19 protein-coding genes are annotated in these 18,197 nt (G+C 71.6%); 15 read left to right on the top strand and 4 right to left on the bottom strand.

Features of this window, described 5'->3' with window-relative positions; translation table 11 throughout:
* Positions 1–85: 85 nt before the first annotated feature.
* Positions 86–460: a hypothetical protein gene (locus ACGFNI_RS00545; RefSeq protein WP_393679232.1), complete on the top strand. Its 375-nt coding sequence runs from the start codon at positions 86–88 to the stop codon at positions 458–460.
* 138 nt (positions 461–598) lie between these two features.
* Here the strand turns inward: ACGFNI_RS00545 and ACGFNI_RS00540 are convergent, their stop codons facing one another.
* The 3 genes from ACGFNI_RS00540 to ACGFNI_RS00530 form a co-directional block, all read right to left on the bottom strand.
* Positions 599–1,597 carry a heme A synthase gene (locus ACGFNI_RS00540; RefSeq protein WP_393679231.1) on the bottom strand — a complete coding sequence of 333 codons (999 nt, stop codon included), beginning with the start codon at positions 1,595–1,597 and terminating at the stop codon, positions 599–601.
* A gap of 108 nt (positions 1,598–1,705) precedes the next feature.
* Positions 1,706–2,476, bottom strand: a complete 771-nt coding sequence (locus ACGFNI_RS00535; RefSeq protein WP_393679229.1) for an ABC transporter permease — start codon at positions 2,474–2,476, stop codon at positions 1,706–1,708.
* Positions 2,473–3,444 carry an ABC transporter ATP-binding protein gene (locus ACGFNI_RS00530; protein ID WP_393679228.1) on the bottom strand — a complete coding sequence of 324 codons (972 nt, stop codon included), beginning with the start codon at positions 3,442–3,444 and terminating at the stop codon, positions 2,473–2,475. The genes ACGFNI_RS00535 and ACGFNI_RS00530 overlap by 4 nt, the downstream gene beginning before the upstream one ends.
* Positions 3,445–3,713: 269 nt before the next feature.
* On the opposite strand from ACGFNI_RS00530, the gene ACGFNI_RS00525 reads away from it, so the two are divergent.
* From ACGFNI_RS00525 to ACGFNI_RS00465, 13 genes are all read left to right on the top strand, one after another.
* Entirely contained in the window at positions 3,714–4,547 is an 834-nt protein-coding gene (locus ACGFNI_RS00525) for a helix-turn-helix transcriptional regulator (RefSeq protein WP_393679226.1), read from the top strand.
* The gene (sufB, locus tag ACGFNI_RS00520) at positions 4,544–5,965 is read left to right on the top strand and encodes a Fe-S cluster assembly protein SufB (protein ID WP_129296988.1); all 1,422 of its coding nucleotides are present in this window, start codon (positions 4,544–4,546) and stop codon (positions 5,963–5,965) included. Before ACGFNI_RS00525 ends, sufB begins: the two co-directional genes overlap by 4 nt.
* A gap of 86 nt (positions 5,966–6,051) precedes the next feature.
* Positions 6,052–7,236, top strand: coding sequence for a Fe-S cluster assembly protein SufD (gene sufD, locus ACGFNI_RS00515; protein ID WP_393679224.1), 1,185 nt, complete (start codon positions 6,052–6,054; stop codon positions 7,234–7,236).
* Positions 7,233–7,562 (top strand): non-heme iron oxygenase ferredoxin subunit, encoded by a 330-nt coding sequence (locus ACGFNI_RS00510; RefSeq protein WP_393679223.1) that lies wholly within the window; start codon positions 7,233–7,235, stop codon positions 7,560–7,562. Before sufD ends, ACGFNI_RS00510 begins: the two co-directional genes overlap by 4 nt.
* Before the next feature lie 7 nt (positions 7,563–7,569).
* Positions 7,570–8,334: a Fe-S cluster assembly ATPase SufC gene (gene sufC, locus ACGFNI_RS00505; RefSeq protein WP_393679221.1), complete on the top strand. Its 765-nt coding sequence runs from the start codon at positions 7,570–7,572 to the stop codon at positions 8,332–8,334.
* The gene (locus ACGFNI_RS00500) at positions 8,331–9,587 is read left to right on the top strand and encodes a cysteine desulfurase (protein ID WP_393679220.1); all 1,257 of its coding nucleotides are present in this window, start codon (positions 8,331–8,333) and stop codon (positions 9,585–9,587) included. The genes sufC and ACGFNI_RS00500 overlap by 4 nt, the downstream gene beginning before the upstream one ends.
* 53 nt (positions 9,588–9,640) lie before the next feature.
* Positions 9,641–10,099: a Fe-S cluster assembly sulfur transfer protein SufU gene (gene sufU / locus ACGFNI_RS00495; RefSeq protein ID WP_227045783.1), complete on the top strand. Its 459-nt coding sequence runs from the start codon at positions 9,641–9,643 to the stop codon at positions 10,097–10,099.
* Positions 10,096–10,437 (top strand): metal-sulfur cluster assembly factor, encoded by a 342-nt coding sequence (locus tag ACGFNI_RS00490; RefSeq protein ID WP_393679219.1) that lies wholly within the window; start codon positions 10,096–10,098, stop codon positions 10,435–10,437. The genes sufU and ACGFNI_RS00490 overlap by 4 nt, the downstream gene beginning before the upstream one ends.
* A 134-nt stretch (positions 10,438–10,571) precedes the next feature.
* Positions 10,572–10,892: a DMT family transporter gene (locus ACGFNI_RS00485; protein ID WP_393679217.1), complete on the top strand. Its 321-nt coding sequence runs from the start codon at positions 10,572–10,574 to the stop codon at positions 10,890–10,892.
* A complete protein-coding gene (locus ACGFNI_RS00480) occupies positions 10,892–11,437 on the top strand; it encodes a TetR/AcrR family transcriptional regulator (RefSeq protein ID WP_393679216.1) in 546 nt (181 codons plus the stop codon). Before ACGFNI_RS00485 ends, ACGFNI_RS00480 begins: the two co-directional genes overlap by 1 nt.
* A 67-nt stretch (positions 11,438–11,504) precedes the next feature.
* The gene (gene dapD / locus ACGFNI_RS00475; protein WP_393679214.1) at positions 11,505–12,494 is read left to right on the top strand and encodes a 2,3,4,5-tetrahydropyridine-2,6-dicarboxylate N-succinyltransferase; all 990 of its coding nucleotides are present in this window, start codon (positions 11,505–11,507) and stop codon (positions 12,492–12,494) included.
* A 195-nt stretch (positions 12,495–12,689) separates the two neighbouring features.
* Complete coding sequence (locus tag ACGFNI_RS00470) at positions 12,690–13,283, top strand: hypothetical protein (protein ID WP_393679212.1); 594 nt, start codon at positions 12,690–12,692, stop codon at positions 13,281–13,283.
* Positions 13,284–13,333: 50 nt separating this feature from the next.
* Positions 13,334–14,317, top strand: a complete 984-nt coding sequence (locus ACGFNI_RS00465; RefSeq protein WP_393679211.1) for an EI24 domain-containing protein — start codon at positions 13,334–13,336, stop codon at positions 14,315–14,317.
* A gap of 74 nt (positions 14,318–14,391) precedes the next feature.
* Here the strand turns inward: ACGFNI_RS00465 and ACGFNI_RS00460 are convergent, their stop codons facing one another.
* Positions 14,392–16,230 (bottom strand): endonuclease/exonuclease/phosphatase family protein, encoded by a 1,839-nt coding sequence (locus tag ACGFNI_RS00460; protein WP_393679209.1) that lies wholly within the window; start codon positions 16,228–16,230, stop codon positions 14,392–14,394.
* Between the two features lie 220 nt (positions 16,231–16,450).
* On the opposite strand from ACGFNI_RS00460, the gene ACGFNI_RS00455 reads away from it, so the two are divergent.
* Complete coding sequence (locus ACGFNI_RS00455; RefSeq protein ID WP_393679207.1) at positions 16,451–17,959, top strand: hypothetical protein; 1,509 nt, start codon at positions 16,451–16,453, stop codon at positions 17,957–17,959.
* Positions 17,960–18,197 lie beyond the last annotated feature (238 nt).

Genomic DNA, 18,197 nt, shown 5'->3' with positions numbered 1-18,197 from the left:
CCCGGACGAGAGGCTCCGGCCCTCCCTCCGTCAGTGGGCGGGATCACCCGTACATACGGCCGTACCGGCGGGTAGCATCCCTTGTATGGCAGACACCAAGCAGGCGGAGGAGCAGCCGGCGGCCGAGGCGCGGGCCGGCGTGACGGACAAGCGGGCCGCCCGGCACACGGCCAGGCTCGCCAAGGAGATCCGGGCCTTCGCGGCCACGCACGGCGGCAGCGCCGAGGGCCAGCTCGCGCACATCGGCCGCGGTCGCGTCCGCGTCGCCCTCGTGGGGGCCAACGGCGAGTGGGGCAACCTCGTGGCCGATTCGCTCGCCTCGGCCAAGGACGCCGCCGCACAGGCGGGCCTCACACTCCAGGACGACTTCGACGGCGACCTCGCGGCCCGGGTGCGCACCGGCCGCTACGAGTGGTCCCGGATGGCGGGGATCCAGGTGGGCGGCCCGGCCAACGACTGAGGCCGGCGAGGCGCTCGTCCGTCTTCGGGTCCATCGGGTGCGGCGCCGCGTCACGCCCGGTGCTTCCGGGACGCAAGAAGACGCAAGAAGCGGAGGGACGGTGTCCCTCCGCTTCTTCGGTTCCGGTGCCGCCGGTTTCTACCGGCTGCCGGCCGGGGCGCCCGCGGGCTGTGCCGGCAGCGACTCGTGCTCCCCGTCGGGGGCGGGCCCGTCCGCCAGCGGACCGCGGTCCCGGAGCCCGAGCACCACCCGCAGGACGGCGATCCAGACCAGGGCCGAGCCCAGCATGTGCAGGCCGATGACGATCTCGGGCAGCCCCAGGAAGTACTGGATGTAGCCGATGGCGCCCTGGAAGAGGAGACAGCCGAACAGTTCCAGTACGGCGCGGCGGGAGGCGGCCGGTGCCTTGACGGCGCGCAGGGTGAACCAGAGGGCGACGGTCAGGCCGCAGACGATGTACACGAAGTCGACGTGCAGCTGGGTCACCTCCTGCCAGTTCAGCGGGATGCGGTGGACCTTCTTGGCGTCGCCCGCGTGCGGTCCGGTGCCGGTGACGACCGTCCCGATGAGGATCAGCACGCCGGTCGCGGCCAGCAGCAGCCAGGCCAGCTGGCGCACCGGCCGGACGACCACGTCGCGTGGCGCGTCGTCGCCTTCGCAGGCGCGTCGCCAGGTCACCACGGAGACCGTGAGCAGGCCGGCGGCCAGCAGGAAGTGCGCGCTGACGATGTAGGGGTTCAGGCCGGTCAGGACGGTGATGCCGCCGACGACGGCGTTGCCCATGACGCCCCAGAACTGGGCCCAGCCGAGCCGGGTCAGCGAACGGCGCCGCGGCGCACGGGCGCGGGCCGCGATGATGAACAGGCCGATGAACGCGCACAGCACGTACGTGAGCAGGCGGTTGGCGAATTCGATCTTCCCGTTGATGCCCATCGCCGCGGTCGGCGTGAGGCTGTCGGGGGTGCACCGCGGCCAGGTGGAGCAGCCGAGCCCTGACTGGCTCAGCCGCACGGCGCCACCGGCGACGACGATGACGACGGCCATCACGACGGTGGCGAGCGCGGCCCGTCGCACGAAGCGCGCGGACGGCTGCCAGTGGCGGGCGATCAGCTCAAGGGGGTTCAGCGTGTTCGGCACGGGAGACATCGTAGGCGGCCCTTTGTGCAAACTTTCACGAGGGGGGCGTATCGCGACGGAACGCCCGGGGCCGCCCGGCGGTACGGCCCCGTCACCGGGCCGCCCGGACTACTCCCAGCGGAAGAACCGGGCCGCCGCGCCCAGGCCGAGCACCGCCCACACGGCCAGGATGCTGAGGTCGGGCCAGGGGATGCCGGCGCCGTGCTGGAGGACGTCGCGCAGCCCGTCGGAGAGCGCCGAGATCGGCAGCAGTCCCAGGACCGACTGCGCCGCCTCCGGGAACTTCGCCAGCGGGACGATCACGCCGCCGCCCACCAGGAGCAGCAGGAAGACCAGGTTGGCGGCGGCCAGGGTGGCCTCCGCCTTCAGCGTCCCGGCCATCAGCAGGCCCAGACCGGAGAAGGCGGCGGTGCCCAGGATCAGCAGCAGCACCACGGCGGCCGGGTTGCCGTGCGGGGACCAGCCGAGCCCGAAGGCGACCGCGCACAGCAGCACGATCTGCAGCACCTCGGTGACCAGTACGGCGCAGGTCTTGGCCGTCATCAGACCCCAGCGCGGCAGCGGCGAGACGGCGAGCCGCTTGAGCACGCCGTAGCGCCGCTCGAAGCCGGTGGCGATGGCCTGGCCCGTGAAGGCGGTCGACATCACCGCGAGCGCGAGGATGCCGGGCGCCAGGAAGTCGACGGAGCTGCCGGCGCCGGTGTCGATGATGTCGACGGCGGAGAACAGCACCAGCAGCAGCGTCGGGATGATGACCGTCAGCAGCAGCTGCTCGCCATTGCGCAGCAGCATCCGGGTCTCCAGTGCCGCCTGCGCCCGGATCATCCGGGGCAGCGGGGCGGCACCGGGCCGCGGGGTGAACGTGCCGGTCGCGGTCATGCCCGCAGCTCCTTGCCGGTGAGTTCCAGGAAGACGTCTTCCAGGGTGTGGCGTTCGACGGCTATGGCGTCGGGGAGCACGCCGTTCTGCGCGCACCAGGAGGCGACGGTCGCGAGCAGTTGGGGGTCGATGGTGCCGTCGACGCGGTAGGTGCCGGACGCCGGCTCGGATGCGGCGCTGTCCGCGGGCAGGGCCTTGAGCAGCGAGGCGAGGTCGAGGCCCGGCCGTCCGGTGAAGCGCAGGGTGTTCTCCGCGCCGCCGCGGCACAGCGCCTCCGGGCTGCCCTGGGCGATGACCCGGCCGCCGTCGATGATCGCGACGTCGTCGGCCAGCTGCTCGGCCTCGTCCATGAAGTGGGTGGTCAGCACGACACCGACGCCGTCCGTGCGCAGATCGCGTACGAGGTCCCAGGTCGCGTGGCGGGCCTGCGGGTCGAGGCCCGCGGTCGGCTCGTCGAGGAAGACCAGTTCGGGGCGGCCGACGACGGCCATCGCCAGGGCGAGCCGCTGCTGCTGCCCGCCGGACAGCCGCCGGTAGGTGGTGCGTCCGCAGCTGCCCAGGCCCAGCCGGTCGATGAGGTGGTCCACGTCGAGGGGGTGGGCGTGCAGGGTGGCGGTGTGCCGGAGCATCTCGTCGGCGCGGGCGCCGGCGTAGATCCCTCCGGACTGCAGCATCACGCCGATCCGCGGGCGCAGCCGGGCGGCGTCGGCGACCGGGTCGAGGCCCAGGACGCGTACCGTCCCCGCGTCCGGGCGGCGGTAGCCCTCGCAGATCTCGATGGTGGTGGTCTTGCCGGCGCCGTTGGGGCCGAGTACGGCGGTCACCGTGCCGCGCTCGACGGTCAGGTCGAGCCCGTCGACCGCGGTCTTGACCGGCTTGGTCCCGTACCGCTTGACCAGGCCGGTGACCTCGACGGCAGGCGCACGGCCGGGGGACCGGGGGGCGTCCCCCGGGGAGGTGCTGGGCATGCCGGGCAGTCTACGGAGCGGGCGAGGGGTGGGGGAATCCGGGTTTGGGCCCGTGCGCAGGCCCGGGAGGGGCCCGGATGGCGGTGCGTCCCCCGGTGAGTTCCTGGCGGGTGCGCCAGAGGTGGGGTGCCGGTGTCCGATGCCCTGCCTTGCGGGCTTCCGGCGGCCTGGAGGAGGGCCGGATTAGGTGACCCTAAGTGATCGAGACCACCAGTCCGCGGTCCGGGCAAGGGTTGTATCGGCTTGACGAATTACGCAACAATGGCGTTGTGAAATACGCGAGCGAGGATCGGAAGGGGCCCGCGGTCGAAGAGACCGCCGGGCCGACTGCCGTCGCGCCCGAGCGGCCCGCCCAGGGTGCCGCCGGCGCGAGCTCCCCGCAGGACGAGCAGCAGGGCACCCGCAACAAGGTCGCCCGCTCCATCCTCGACCACGGCCCGTCCACCGCGGCCGAGCTGGCACTCCGCCTGGAACTGACGCAGGCGGCGGTGCGCAGGCACCTGGACGCGCTGGCCGCCGACGGCGTCGTCGAGCCCCGCGAGAAGCGGGTCTACGGAGCCCGTGGCCGCGGCCGGCCCGCCAAGGCGTTCGCGCTCACCGACTGCGGCAGGGACGCCTTCGACCAGTCCTACGACGAGCTGGCTTCCGACGCGCTGCGCTGGATCGCGCAGACCGCGGGCGGCGGCGAGCTGGGGGAGGCGGCGGTCGCCGCGTTCGCCCGTGCCCGCCTGGCCGCCCAGGCCGAGGGCTACCGCCGGGCGATGGAGTCCGCCGAGCCCGAGGCCCGCACCCGGGCCCTTGCCGAGGCATTGACCGCGGACGGGTACGCTGCTACGGCGCGCAGCGCGCCCAATTCCCAGCTCGGTGAACAGCTCTGCCAGCACCACTGCCCGGTCGCCCATGTCGCCGAGCAGTTCCCGCAGCTGTGCGAGGCGGAGACCGAGGTCTTCTCCCGTCTGCTGGGAACCCACGTACAGCGTCTCGCCACGATCGCCCACGGCGACGGGGTGTGCACGACCTTCATTCCGAAGGCCGACAAGAGCGCTCACAGCACCAAGACCACCACAGCATCTGCAAGCACGGCCGGGAGGAACCCCGCATGACGCTCCCCACGGAGACTGCTCACCCCGAGCTCGAGGGACTGGGTAAGTACGAATACGGCTGGGCCGACTCCGACGTGGCCGGCGCCTCCGCCAAGCGCGGGCTCTCCGAGGCCGTCGTCCGCGACATCTCGGCCAAGAAGAACGAGCCGGAGTGGATGCTCAAGCTCCGTCTCAAGGGCCTGAAGCTGTTCGACAAGAAGCCCATGCCGAACTGGGGCTCGGACCTGTCGGGCATCGACTTCGACAACATCAAGTACTTCGTCCGCTCCACCGAGCAGCAGGCCGCCTCCTGGGAGGACCTGCCCGAGGACATCAAGAACACCTACGACAAGCTCGGCATCCCGGAGGCGGAGAAGCAGCGCCTGGTCGCCGGTGTCGCCGCGCAGTACGAGTCCGAGGTCGTCTACCACCAGATCCGCGAGGACCTGGAGGAGCAGGGCGTCCTCTTCCTGGACACCGACACCGCGCTCAAGGAGCACCCGGAGCTGTTCCAGGAGTACTTCGGCACGGTCATCCCGGTCGGCGACAACAAGTTCGCGTCGCTGAACACCGCCGTGTGGTCGGGCGGCTCGTTCATCTACGTCCCCAAGGGCGTGCACGTCGACATCCCGCTCCAGGCCTACTTCCGGATCAACACCGAGAACATGGGCCAGTTCGAGCGGACGCTGATCATCGTCGACGAGGACGCCTACGTCCACTACGTCGAGGGCTGCACGGCGCCGATCTACAAGTCGGACTCGCTGCACTCCGCGGTCGTCGAGATCATCGTGAAGAAGGGCGGCCGGTGCCGCTACACGACGATCCAGAACTGGTCGAACAACGTCTACAACCTGGTCACCAAGCGCGCCGTCGCCTACGAGGGCGCGACGATGGAGTGGGTCGACGGCAACCTCGGCTCCAAGGTGACCATGAAGTACCCCGCGGTCTACCTCATGGGTGAGCACGCCAAGGGCGAGACCCTGTCCATCGCCTTCGCGGGCGAGGGCCAGCACCAGGACGCCGGATCCAAGATGGTCCACATGGCGCCGAACACCTCCTCCAACATCGTCTCCAAGTCGGTGGCGCGAGGCGGCGGCCGTACTTCCTACCGCGGTCTGGTCGAGATCGGCGAGGGCGCGGCGGGCTCCAAGTCCAACGTGCTGTGCGACGCCCTGCTGGTGGACACCATCTCCCGCTCGGACACCTACCCCTACGTCGACGTCCGCGAGGACGACGTCTCCATGGGGCACGAGGCGACCGTCTCCAAGGTCAGCGAGGACCAGCTCTTCTACCTGATGGCCCGTGGCCTGACGGAGTTCGAGGCCATGGCGATGATCGTGCGCGGCTTTGTCGAGCCGATCGCCCGTGAGCTGCCGATGGAGTACGCGCTGGAGCTCAACCGGCTGATCGAGCTGCAGATGGAAGGCGCGGTCGGCTGACGGCCACGGAAGACCCCTGACCGACGCGGCGGCCTTCCTCCGGGAAGGCCGAGTATCGCAACCAGAAAGCGAGCACGACGACAGCCATGGCTGAGGCTCAGAACATCCCGGCGGGTTCCACGACCACCGGTTCCATCGCGGTGGCCGCGGAGTCCACCGTTGCCACCCGGATGAGCGCGCCGCCGTCCTATGACGTGGCCGACTTCCCGGTGCCGCACGGCCGCGAGGAGGAGTGGCGCTTCACGCCCCTCGCGCGCCTGAAGGGCCTGCACGACGGCAGCGCCGTCGCGGGCGGCGCGGACCTGAGGATCAACATCACGGCGCCGGAGGGCGTCACCCACGAGCTGGTGGGCCGCGACGACCCGCGGGTCGGCAAGGCCGGCAAGCCCGTGGACCGTGTCGCCGCCCAGGCGTACAGCTCCTTCGAGAAGGCTTCGGTCATCTCGGTGCCCAAGGACGCCCAGCTCGACGAGCCGATCCGGATCGCCGTCCAGGGCGACGGCGGCACCGCCTTCGGCCACCAGGTCATCGAGGTGGGCGCGTTCGCCGAGGCGGTCGTCGTCATCGACCACACCGGCGACGCCGTGCTCGCCGCCAACGTCGACTTCCTCATCGGCGACGGCGCCAAGCTGACCGTCGTCTCCGTCCAGGACTGGGACGACACCGCGGTGCACGTCGGCCAGCACAACGCGCTGGTCGGCCGGGACGCCACCTTCAAGTCCGTGGTGGTCACCTTCGGCGGCGACCTCGTCCGGCTGCACCCGCGCATCACCTACGCGGGCCCCGGCGGCGAGGCCGAGCTGTACGGCCTTTACTTCACGGAGCAGGGCCAGCACCAGGAACACCGCCTCATGGTCGACCACGAGGCGCCGAACTGCCGCTCGCACGTCACGTACAAGGGCGCGCTCCAGGGCCAGGACGCGCACGCCGTCTGGATCGGCGACGTGCTGATCCAGGCAGCCGCGACCGGCACGGACACCTATGAGCTGAACCGCAACCTCGTCCTCACCGACGGCGCGCGGGTCGACTCGGTCCCCAACCTGGAGATCGAGACCGGCGAGATCGTCGGCGCGGGACACGCGTCGGCGACCGGCCGCTTCGACGACGAGCAGCTGTTCTACCTGATGGCCCGCGGCATCCCGGCCGACGAGGCCCGCCGGCTGGTCGTCCGCGGCTTCTTCGCCGAGCTGGTCCAGCAGATCGGCCTGCCGGACGTCGAGGAGCGCCTCATGAGCAAGATCGAGGCCGAGCTGGAAGCGTCCGCGGCATGAGTTACGTACGCGTGGCGGCCCTGAGCGAGCTGGCGGAGGACACCCCCAAGAGGGTGGAGATCGACGGCACGCCGGTCTCCCTCGTCCGCACCGAGGGCGAGGTGTTCGCGATCAACGACATCTGCTCGCACGCGAACGTCTCGCTGTCGGAGGGCGAGGTCGAGGACTGCTCGATCGAGTGCTGGCTGCACGGTTCGAGCTTCGACCTGCGCACCGGCAAGCCGTCCGGTCTCCCCGCGACCCGCCCCGTCCCCGTTTACCCCGTCAAGATCGAAGGAGAGGGCCCGGACGCATCCGTGCTCGTCTCCGTCACCCAGGAGTCCTGAGTTCCCCATGGCAACGCTTGAGATCCACGACCTGCACGTCTCCGTCGAGGCCGAGAACGGCCCGCGCGAGATCCTGAAGGGCGTCGACCTGACCGTGAAGCAGGGCGAGACGCACGCCATCATGGGCCCCAACGGCTCCGGCAAGTCGACCCTCGCCTACTCGCTGGCGGGTCACCCCAAGTACACGATCACCGGCGGCACCGTCACCCTCGACGGCGAGGACGTCCTGGAGATGTCCGTCGACGAGCGCGCCCGCGCCGGCGTCTTCCTGGCCATGCAGTACCCGGTCGAGGTCCCCGGCGTCTCCGTCTCCAACTTCCTGCGGACGTCGGCCACGGCGATCCGCGGCGAGGCCCCCAAGCTGCGGCTGTGGGTCAAGGAGGTCAAGGAGGCCATGGAGCGCCTGTCCATGGACCCCGCGTTCGCCGAGCGCAACGTCAACGAGGGCTTCTCCGGCGGTGAGAAGAAGCGCCACGAGATCCTTCAGCTGGAGCTGCTCAAGCCGAAGATCGCGATCCTCGACGAGACCGACTCCGGCCTGGACGTCGACGCCCTGCGCACCGTCTCCGAAGGCGTCAACCGCGTCCGCGAGACCGGTGAGGTCGGCACCCTGCTGATCACGCACTACACGCGCATCCTGCGCTACATCAAGCCCGACCACGTGCACGTGTTCGCCAACGGCCGCATCGCCGAGTCCGGTGGCGCCGAGCTGGCCGACAAGCTGGAGGCCGAGGGCTACGAGGAGTACACGAAGGGTGGCGCACACGCGTGACACAGATGCCCGGCCTCCTCGACACCGAGGCGATCCGTAAGGACTTCCCGATCCTGGCCCGCGAGGTCCATGAGGGGAAGCAGCTCGTCTACCTGGACAGCGCGGCGACGTCCCAGACGCCGAGCCAGGTCATCGACGTGCTCAGTGAGTACTACGAGCGCTACAACGCCAACGTCCACCGCGGCGTCCATGTGCTCGCCGAGGAGGCCACGGCTCTGTATGAAGGCGCCCGCGACAAGGTCGCCGCCTTCATCAACGCCCCGAGCCGCGACGAGGTGATCTTCACCAAGAACGCCTCGGAGTCGCTCAACCTCGTGGCGAACATGCTCGGTTGGGCCGATGAGCCCTACCGGGTCGACCGCGACACCGAGATCGTCATCACGGAGATGGAGCACCACTCCAACATCGTGCCGTGGCAGCTGCTCTCGCAGCGCACCGGCGCGAAGCTGAAGTGGTTCGGCCTCACCGACGACGGCCGTCTCGACCTGTCCGGCATCAACGAGGTCATCACGGAGCGGACGAAGATCGTCTCGTTCACCCTGGTCTCGAACCTGATGGGCACGATCAACCCGGTCGAGGCGATCGTGCGCCGGGCGCAGGAGGTCGGCGCGCTCGTCCTCATCGACGCCTCGCAGGCCGCCCCGCACATGGTGCTGGACGTCCAGGCGCTCCAGGCCGACTTCGTGGCCTTCACCGGCCACAAGATGTGCGGCCCGACCGGCATCGGCGTGCTGTGGGGCCGCCAGGAACTGCTGGAGGACCTCCCGCCGTTCCTCGGCGGCGGCGAGATGATCGAGACCGTGTCGATGCACTCGTCGACCTACGCGCCCGCGCCGCACAAGTTCGAGGCGGGTACGCCCCCGATCGCTCAGGCCGTCGGCCTCGGCGCGGCCGTGGACTACCTCTCGGGCATCGGCATGGACCGGATCGCCGAGCACGAGCACGTGATCACCGAGTACGCCGTCAAGCGGCTGCTTGAGGTCCCGGACCTGCGCATCATCGGCCCGAGCACGGCCGAGGACCGCGGCGCGGCGATCTCCTTCACGCTCGGCGACATCCACCCGCACGACGTCGGCCAGGTGCTCGACGAGCAGGGCATCGCGGTCCGGGTCGGTCACCACTGCGCGCGGCCGGTCTGCCTGCGGTACGGAATTCCTGCGACCACGCGGGCGTCGTTCTATCTGTACTCCACCCCGGCCGAGGTCGACGCCCTGGTCGAGGGCCTGGAGTACGTCCGCAACTTCTTCGGTTAGACAACACAGCGGTTGATCACGCACAGCGGATGAGGACGAGGACTGACTGAGTCGTGAAGCTGGATTCGATGTACCAGGACGTCATCCTGGACCACTACAAGCACCCGCACGGGCGCGGTCTTCGGGACGGCGACGCCGAGGTGCACCACGTCAACCCCACCTGCGGGGACGAGATCACCCTGCGCGTGAAGTACGACGGCACGACCATTGACGATGTGTCCTACGAAGGGCAGGGCTGCTCCATCAGCCAGGCCAGCGCATCGGTGCTCAATGACCTGCTCGTCGGCAAGGAGCTCGGCGAGGCGCAGCGGATCCAGGAGACGTTCCTGGAGCTGATGCAGTCGAAGGGCAAGATCGAGCCGGACGACGCGATGGAAGAGGTGCTGGAGGACGCGGTGGCTTTCGCCGGCGTCTCGAAGTACCCGGCGCGCGTGAAGTGCGCGCTGCTCAGCTGGATGGCCTGGAAGGACGCCACGGCCAAGGCCCTCTCCGAGGAGGCGAAGACCGCATGACCGAAACACCCGAGAACACCCTGACCAAGCCGGCCTCGGAGGAAGAGGTCCGCGAGGCGCTGTACGACGTCGTCGACCCCGAGCTGGGCATCGACGTCGTCAACCTCGGCCTGATCTACGGCATTCACGTCGACGATTCCAACATCGCCACCATCGACATGACGCTGACGTCCGCGGCCTGCCCGCTGACCGATGTCATCGAGGACCAGGCGAAGTCCGCCACGGACGGCATCGTCAACGAGCTGAAGATCAACTGGGTCTGGATGCCCCCGTGGGGCCCGGACAAGATCACCGACGACGGCCGCGAGCAGCTGCGCGCCCTGGGGTTCAACGTCTGATTCCCGCGCCCGTCGCGCTCTTACGGCCCTGCCCGCCAGACCTCTGGCGGGCAGGGCCGTTTCTGCGCTCGGGCGGGATACAGGACCCGGACGGCTATGTACATCCGTACGCATCGTTGTGTACGCTCGTACGCATGGCCTATCTGACGCTGTCCGGCGCGATCCTCTGCGAGATACTCGCGACCACCGCGATGAAGTACAGCGACGGCTTCAGCAAGCTGTGGCCCTCGCTCGGTACCGCGGCCGGGTACCTCGTGGCCTTCGCGCTGCTCGCCCAGACCCTCAAGTCGATGAGCATCGGCACCGCCTACGCGATCTGGGCCGGCGCCGGCACCGCGCTGATCGCGGCGATCGGCATGGTGTTCCTGGGGGAGAGCACGAGCGCCCTGAAGATCCTCGGGGTGCTGCTGGTCATCGCCGGCGTCGTGGTGCTGAATCTGGGCGGTGCGCACTGATGGCGCGGCGCTACGACCCGGACCGGCGCCAGCGCCTGATCGACGCGGCGATCGGCGTGGTCGGCGAACGCGGCATCGCCGGACTCAGCCACCGCGCGGTGGCCGCCGCCGCGGACGTGCCGCTGGGCTCGACGACGTATCACTTCGCGACGCTCGACGAACTGCTGGTGGCGGCCCTGCAGCAGGTCAACCGCGGCTGGCTGGCCGACTTCGCGCGCTGGGCGGACGGCATCGACCCCGCGGTGCCGCTCGCCGACGAGGTGACCCGGCTCATCGAGGAGAGCCTGGCGGGCGACCGCTCCCGGGTGGAGCTGGAGTACGAGCTGTACCTGGCGGCGCTGCGGCACGAAGCGGTCCGGCCGATCGCCGCCGAGTGCCTGGAGGGCATGGTGCGGCTGCTCGCCCGGCGCATCGGCGACGTACCGACCGCGCGCGCCGTGGTGGCCTTCACCGACGGCCTGCTGCTCCAGCACCTGCTCACCGGGCTGCCCTTCGAACGCGCCACCGTGCGGGCCGGGTTGGCCGGTGTGCTGGGCGAGGAATGAAGGTACGGGCGGCCCGGTCGCTGAGACCGGTTCGCCTCGGCGGGCGCCCTCCGGTTAGGTTTTCGGCATGACCGATGCTGCTACCCCCCGTACCACCGGCGCCGTCGCCTCCGGGCTCGCCACCGTCACCCCCGACGGCACCGTTCTCGACACCTGGTTCCCGGCGCCCGAGCTGGCCGCCTCGCCCGGCCCGGCCGGCACCGAGCGCCTGACCGGCGAGCGCGCCGCCGAGCTGCTGGGCGCCGCGGCGCCGAAGGCCATCGGCCCTGACCCGGTCCGCGGTGTCGAGGTCGTGGCCGTCCGTACGGTCATCTCCTCGCTGGACGACAAGCCGCTGGACGCGCACGACGTCTACCTGCGGCTGCACCTGCTCAGCCACCGGCTGGTCAAGCCGCACGGGCAGAGCCTGGAGGGCCAGTTCGGGCTGCTGGCGAACGTCGCCTGGACCACGCTCGGCCCGGTGGCCGTCGACCAGGTGGAGACGGTGCGGCTGAACGCCCGCGCCGCGGGGCTGCCCCTCCAGGTCACCAGCGTCGACAAGTTCCCGCGGATGACCGACTACGTCGTGCCCACCGGCGTACGGATCGGGGACGCCGACCGGGTCCGCCTCGGCGCGCACCTCGCGGCCGGCACCACCGTCATGCACGAGGGCTTCGTCAACTTCAACGCCGGCACGCTGGGCACCTCCATGATCGAGGGCCGGATCAGCGCCGGTGTCGTCATCGGCGACGGCTCCGACGTCGGCGGCGGCGCCTCCACCATGGGCACCCTGTCCGGCGGCGGCAAGCAGATCATCTCGATCGGCGAGCGCTGCCTGCTCGGCGCGGAGTCCGGCATCGGCATCGCCCTCGGCAACGAGTGCATCGTCGAGGCCGGCCTGTACCTGACCGCCGGCACCCGCGTCACCCTGCCCGACGGCCAGATCGTCAAGGCGCTGGAACTGTCCGGCGCCGACCACATCCTCTTCCGCCGCAACTCCACCACAGGCGCCGTCGAGGCCCGGCCGAACAAGGCGGTGTGGGGCGGCCTCAACGAGGTGCTGCACAGCCACAACTGACCGCGCGGCGCGGGGCGGCACAGCCCCCGCCCGCACCGGGCGCCCCCGTACGGACCGGAGACGGACCGTACGGGGGCGCGCTGCGTCCGACGACCCTGCGCGCCGTCCGCGATGGCCGGAACGGGCCGGTGCCCACACGGTGCGGCGGGGCCACCATGGCGGGACGGTCTCCGACGGGCCGTACCGGGAGGCGCCATGCGGCTGGGCGGGGAGTTCACCGGCACGTCGGCGCGGCCGTGCCCACCGGAGCCGGGGCCCGAAGGACCGGCGCGCGGCTACAAGCTCGCCCACCCCCTGCTCTCCCGCGACGGCACCCGCACCGGCTTCACCGGCGTCTCGGTCGGCGGCGCGCTCCCGTACGGCGTCCTGGCCGACGCCCGCTGCGCGTACGGCCGCCGGCACCCCAGCCCCGCGCCGCGCTGCGACTGCGGATTCCACGCGCTGCACCGCCGCGCCGACGCACTGGCCCTGACCCGCGCGGCTGCCCACCGGCGTACCGCGCTGCTGGAGATCACGGCGCTCGGCGGGTGCATCCGGTACGAGCGGGGGATGCGGTACGCGCGCCAGCGGGTGCGGAGCCTGCACGTCGGGCCGTGCGGCTGCGGGCGGCCGCCCGAGGTGTTCGTCGACGCGGGCCCGGGGCGGGCCGGCTGCCGGGCGCTGGCCGGGGCCTGCGCCGGGTGCGCGGCGGGGCGGGACACGGTGCGCTTCGGCGATTTCGCGCGGCTCGCGGGCGGCCGGTTGCGGGTGGTCGCGGGACACGGCCAGGCGTCCGCCGCGGCCGGGTAAAACTGGCATGGGCGTGTCACGTGAGCCGCGCGCCACCGTAAGGTGATGCCATGCGTGATCTTGTAACGGGGATGCGGTACTTGGGCAGGGGCCAGCGCTGGGTCGCGGGACACGGCCGCTGGTGGGGCTTCGGGCTGATACCCGCGCTGATCGCCCTCGTGCTGTACGCCGCCGTGCTCACCGTGCTCGTCCTGTGGTCGGGCGACATCGCCGCCTGGGCCACGCCGTTCGCCGACGGCTGGAGCTCCCCGTGGCAGGGCCTGCTGCGCGGCCTGTTCGTGGCGCTGCTCGTCGCCGCCGGGCTGCTGCTGTCCGTGCTGACCTTCACCGCGGTCACGCTGCTGATCGGCGACCCGTTCTACGAGGCGCTGTCGGAGCAGGTCGAGGAGTCCGAGGGGCGCTGCCCCCGGAGCCCCGACCGGCCGCTGTGGCGGGAGATCTGGATCGCGCTGCGGGACAGCGTCCATGTGCTGCTGCGCGCCGCGCCGTTCGGGATCGTGCTGTTCGTCCTGGGCTTCGTACCGTTCATCGGGCAGACCGTGATCCCGGCGGTCGGCTTCTGCGTCTCCGGCTTCTTCCTCGCCGTCGAGCTGACGTCGGTGGCGATGCAGCGCCGCGACATCCCGGTGCGCGAGCGGCTGCGGCTGCTGCGCGGGCGCAAGGCGCTCGCCGTCGGCTTCGGCACCCCGATCGTGCTGCTGTTCCTCATCCCGTTCGTCGCGGTGGTCCTGATGCCGGGCGCGGTGGCCGGCGCGACGCTGCTGGTGCGGGATCTGGTGCCGGACGAGGAAGAGGCACCGGCCGACGGCACGGACGCGGGCGCCCCCGGCCCCCACGGGCAGCCGCAGGCGGGCGGCCCGCCGTACGCACCGGGCGCCGCCCGGCACCCGCAGGTACCGGCCGCACCCGGCGGCGGATTCGGGCCGCCGCCCCCGCGGTTCACGACGGAGGAAGGGCCGCGGCAGGCGCCGGGCCTGCCGCAGCCGCCGCACGGGCCGGGGCGGTCCGCAGGGCCAGGACCGGACGGCTGGTGAGCCGCGCCGGGAGCCCCTGACCGGCACCGGCCGCCTACCGCGCCGCTGCGTCCTTCACGTCCTTCCGCGGCTGCTCACGGCCGGATCCGCAGCACCTGCGGGTCGTGGTCGCTGGCCTGGTCCGCGTACTCGGCGTTGATGTGCACGATGTCGTAGTCGGTCCTGGTCAGGTGGCTGCTGGTGAGCATGTGGTCGAGCACCTGCGAATTGCCGTTGTAGACGTAGCCGTAGCGCTCGTCGCGCGGCAGCCCGTTCACGAGGTCGGTGAGCACCCCGTCGGCGGTGAGGGCCTTCAGGGCGGGCGAGAACTGGTAGTCGTTGAGGTCGCCCGCCACCACCACATCGGCCTTCGGGTCCTTGGCCAGCAGGTCCTTGACGAAACCGTTCACCAGGCGGGCCTGTGCGGTGCGCTGGGTCTCGGAGCTGCGCGCCGGTGGCTGGAAACGGCTGTCCAGTCCCTGGTCGCCGCCCTTGGAGTTGAAGTGGTCGGCGACCACGAACACCCGGCTGCCGGGGCGGTTCTTGACGGAGAACTGGCCGACCAGCGGCTTGCGGCTGTCCTTCCACGCCGGATCCTTGGGCGCGATCCGGCCTGGCGACGCGGAGAGCGCGGCCCTGCCGTGGTCGTCGACCGCTCGCACCGGGGTGGTGGCGTCGCCGCCCGGGATGTCGGTGAAGGACACCCGGCCGGGGTTGAAGAGGAAGGCGACCCGGATGTTGCCGCCCGGCTGCCCGCCGTCCTGGTCGTCGACCGGATCGATCTGCCGCGCCTCGTACGCCGGGCCGCCGGCCGCCTTGATCGCGTCGGTGAGCTTCTTGAGGGTGGCGCCGGCGGACACCACGCCGTCGTCGGTGGGACCGTTGTCGTCCTGGACCTCCTCCAGGGCCACCACGTCCGGCGCGGACAGGTGGTGCACCAGCGCCTGGGCGAGCCGGTCGAACTTGGCCTGCGGGGCGGCGGGGGAGAGGTTCTCGACGTTGTAGGTGGCCACCGCCAGCTCGTCGGCCTGCTGCTTGCGGGTGGTCTCGGGGGCCGGCCCGTGGTCGGTGACCTTGCCCATCGCGGTGGCCTGGAGCGTGTAGCCGCCGAAGCTGTCGTAGTCCAGCGGCCCCTCGGTGGTGCCGGTCAGCTCGTCGCCGACATCGGCCGCAGGGAACGGGTGCTGGTCGAGGGGGAGCAGCGAAGCCACCTTGACACGGCCGGAGTTGGGGTCCGCGTACGAGCTGTAGAGCGCGCCGCCGCGGGCGGTGCGGGCGTGCTGCGGCTCGGCGGTGACCCACAGCTCGTGGTGGCTGCTGGTCGGGCCGACGACGGGCGCGTCGGCCACCGCGACCCGCATGCCCTCCAGGGACTCGTAGCGGTCCAGGGCGTACGAACCGGGGCGCAGCGGCAGCGACTCGATGCTTTTGCCGCCGGCGTCGGGGGCGTAACGCTGCGGCACCGCGGCGGCGTCGAGGCGGAAGGCGGCCGGCAGCGGGGTACCGGACGCGATGACCTTCCACGTCGCCGCGGTGATCTCGGTGACGGACTGGAGCCCGGCGTCCTTGCCGCCCGGGTAGTACTCGCTGACCGTGCCGGCGAAGGTGACCGCGTCTCCGACGGCGACCTTCGGCGTCTCCTTTCCGGTGAAGACGAAGACCGCTTCGCTGGTCGCCGGGTCGTCGTCGGGACGCGGGTCCTGCACCCAGAAGCCGCGGGCCGAGCCGAACGACCTGACGGCGGTGACCGTGCCGGGGACGCCGCTGACCTGCCGGCCCGCCAGCGGCGAGATGCGGGTGCTGCCCTGGATGTCGTGGATCCGGGTGCCCGCGGCTGCGGCGGTCTGCGGGAGCGCGAGCAGCCCGGTGGCGAGCGCGGTGCAGGTCACCGCGGCGACGACGGCCGGCCTGCGGAAGGGGCGACGGGACGGCATGGAGAGCCTCCGATGGAGAGGGAACGGGGCGGACGGCGATGCGTACGGAGCGGGACCGGCGCTCTCTACGCGCGTCAATCTCTTGTGTGCGCAAGGGAGTTGTCAAGACATCCGAGGTGACCGGCGGGGGGCGGGCGGGCGAACCGTCCGGGATACGGAGAATTCCGTCTACGCTTGGGCGTCGCACGAGCCGTAGTCCGTTCGAGGAGCTGAGCACCAGATGTCCGCAGACCGCCCGACCCTGCCGCCGGTGCGGCTGCACTCCGAAGCGGAACTGGCCAGGGACGCGCTGAGCGCACCCCTGATGGCCCGCGCAGCCGCACTGGCCCGCTGGGCCGAGCCTGGCGTGCCCGTCGGCGTCGGCGGCGAGATCCTGGAGGAGTCCCTGGCGGCGGCCACCGCACACCTCGGCCTTGCCGCCGACGAGGACGGCCCCGGCCACACCGCCGAGGCGTGGCAGCTCGCCGTGGACACCGGCCTGGTGGACATCGAGGAGACCGACGACTCCGACGGCGGTACGGCCGACGGCTCGCCGGATGCCGGGCGCACCGACAGCGTCGCCGTCGGCATCGCGACCCCCAGCGAAGAGCTGGCCGACCTCACCTCCGGCAGCCCCCAGGACGTCCTCGACATCTGGCTCAGCGGCATGGAGACGGTGCTCGCCGACGCGGTCGCCCCCGACCTCTCCGACATCGCCGACCAGCTCGCCGATGGCGGCGAACTCGACCTCGACGCGATCGACTGGAACCCCGAGGAGGAGGCCGAGCTGCTCGACGGCATCCTCGGCAACCTCTACCTGCTCACCGCCCTGGGCGAAGGCCCCGACCAGGACGTCCCGCTGCCCGCCCTGGCCGCCTCGATGATCGTCCCTGACGACATGGAGGAGCCCACCGACGACGTGCTCGAAGAGGTCTCCGAGGCGATGATGCGCCTGGACGACCAGTTCCGGGTGCTGGAGCCGATCGGCCTGGTCGCGTACACGCCGGTCGACGAGGCGCTCATCGAGGAGATGGACGAGGACGGCGAGACGGTCAAGGCCGCCGAGCCGCTCGACGAGGAGGACGTCTCCCGCTACGGCCTGGTCCGTCTCACCCCGCTCGGCATCTACGCCGTCCGCGCCAGGATGCTGGACGCCGGCGTGGACGCCCCGGCACTCGGCGACCTCACCGACAAGGGCGCCGACGTCCTGCTGGACGCGCTGCCCGACTACCCCGAGGCAATCGCCCAGGCCGAGTCCGAGCAGTGGCTCGCCGCCCGCACCCCGGCGGACGCCGCACAGGACCTGCTCGCCGCCGCCCGCGGTGACGACGAGCGCGCCCCGCTGCGCAGGCTGGCCGCCCAGCAGACGCTGTCCCTGGTCTCGCCGGACGCCGAACCCGCGCTGCGGGACGTCCTGGACGACCGGCAGCTGGGCGGCCTCGCCCGGGTCTGGCTCGCCGAGCGCGCGCTGCCCGGCATCCCCGAGCCCTCCCAGGACATGATCTTCTGGCTGACCATCGACACCATCGCGGCACAGCTGGGCACCGCCGACGAGGACGCGGCCGAGCTGCGCGAACTGGTCCAGGGGCTGACCGGCCAGCACAGCGGGTTCTTCGACGCCGCCTGGCGGGTGGACCACCCGGCCACCGCCGACGTCCTGGAGGCGATGGGCCGGCTGCACCCCGACAAGAAGGCCGCCAAGGAGGCCCGCAAGGCCGCCTTCAAGGCGCGGTCCCGCGCCGGGAGCTGACTCCGGCGGGGGCCGGAACGGGCGAGACGGGCGGTGCGGGCACGGAGGGTGTCGGCGCCGCCCGTCGGCGTGTCCGGGTGCTTTCCGGCGCGGGGGCGGAGGCACCCGGGACACCACCTGACGAAGGGCAACCGCTTCCCGGCCGACGCGCCCCGTTCAACCGGCGTTCGCCGCCGCGCGGGACGGTGTGCGCGCAGGCACAGGGGAGTAGAAACCGGCCGTCCAGGAGATGACAATG

It is taken from the genome of Streptomyces sp. NPDC048644, assembly GCF_043199105.1.
Classification (GTDB): Bacteria; Actinomycetota; Actinomycetes; order Streptomycetales; family Streptomycetaceae; genus Streptomyces.
This window is presented reverse-complemented; position numbering and strand designations above follow the sequence as displayed.

What these genes read in the sequence shown, in the direction of transcription:
- sufC (WP_393679221.1), top strand. Translation starts at nt 7,570, where the DNA reads ATGGCAACGCTTGAGATCCACGACCTGCACGTCTCCGTCGAGGCCGAG.
- dapD (WP_393679214.1), top strand. Translation starts at nt 11,505, where the DNA reads ATGACCGATGCTGCTACCCCCCGTACCACCGGCGCCGTCGCCTCCGGG.
- ACGFNI_RS00535 (WP_393679229.1), bottom strand. Translation starts at nt 2,476, where the DNA reads ATGACCGCGACCGGCACGTTCACCCCGCGGCCCGGTGCCGCCCCGCTG.
- ACGFNI_RS00470 (WP_393679212.1), top strand. Translation starts at nt 12,690, where the DNA reads ATGCGGCTGGGCGGGGAGTTCACCGGCACGTCGGCGCGGCCGTGCCCA.
- ACGFNI_RS00530 (WP_393679228.1), bottom strand. Translation starts at nt 3,444, where the DNA reads ATGCCCAGCACCTCCCCGGGGGACGCCCCCCGGTCCCCCGGCCGTGCG.
- ACGFNI_RS00460 (WP_393679209.1), bottom strand. Translation starts at nt 16,230, where the DNA reads ATGCCGTCCCGTCGCCCCTTCCGCAGGCCGGCCGTCGTCGCCGCGGTG.
- ACGFNI_RS00490 (WP_393679219.1), top strand. Translation starts at nt 10,096, where the DNA reads ATGACCGAAACACCCGAGAACACCCTGACCAAGCCGGCCTCGGAGGAA.
- ACGFNI_RS00510 (WP_393679223.1), top strand. Translation starts at nt 7,233, where the DNA reads ATGAGTTACGTACGCGTGGCGGCCCTGAGCGAGCTGGCGGAGGACACC.
- ACGFNI_RS00480 (WP_393679216.1), top strand. Translation starts at nt 10,892, where the DNA reads ATGGCGCGGCGCTACGACCCGGACCGGCGCCAGCGCCTGATCGACGCG.
- ACGFNI_RS00465 (WP_393679211.1), top strand. Translation starts at nt 13,334, where the DNA reads ATGCGTGATCTTGTAACGGGGATGCGGTACTTGGGCAGGGGCCAGCGC.
- sufB (WP_129296988.1), top strand. Translation starts at nt 4,544, where the DNA reads ATGACGCTCCCCACGGAGACTGCTCACCCCGAGCTCGAGGGACTGGGT.
- ACGFNI_RS00545 (WP_393679232.1), top strand. Translation starts at nt 86, where the DNA reads ATGGCAGACACCAAGCAGGCGGAGGAGCAGCCGGCGGCCGAGGCGCGG.
- ACGFNI_RS00485 (WP_393679217.1), top strand. Translation starts at nt 10,572, where the DNA reads ATGGCCTATCTGACGCTGTCCGGCGCGATCCTCTGCGAGATACTCGCG.
- sufD (WP_393679224.1), top strand. Translation starts at nt 6,052, where the DNA reads ATGGCTGAGGCTCAGAACATCCCGGCGGGTTCCACGACCACCGGTTCC.
- ACGFNI_RS00455 (WP_393679207.1), top strand. Translation starts at nt 16,451, where the DNA reads ATGTCCGCAGACCGCCCGACCCTGCCGCCGGTGCGGCTGCACTCCGAA.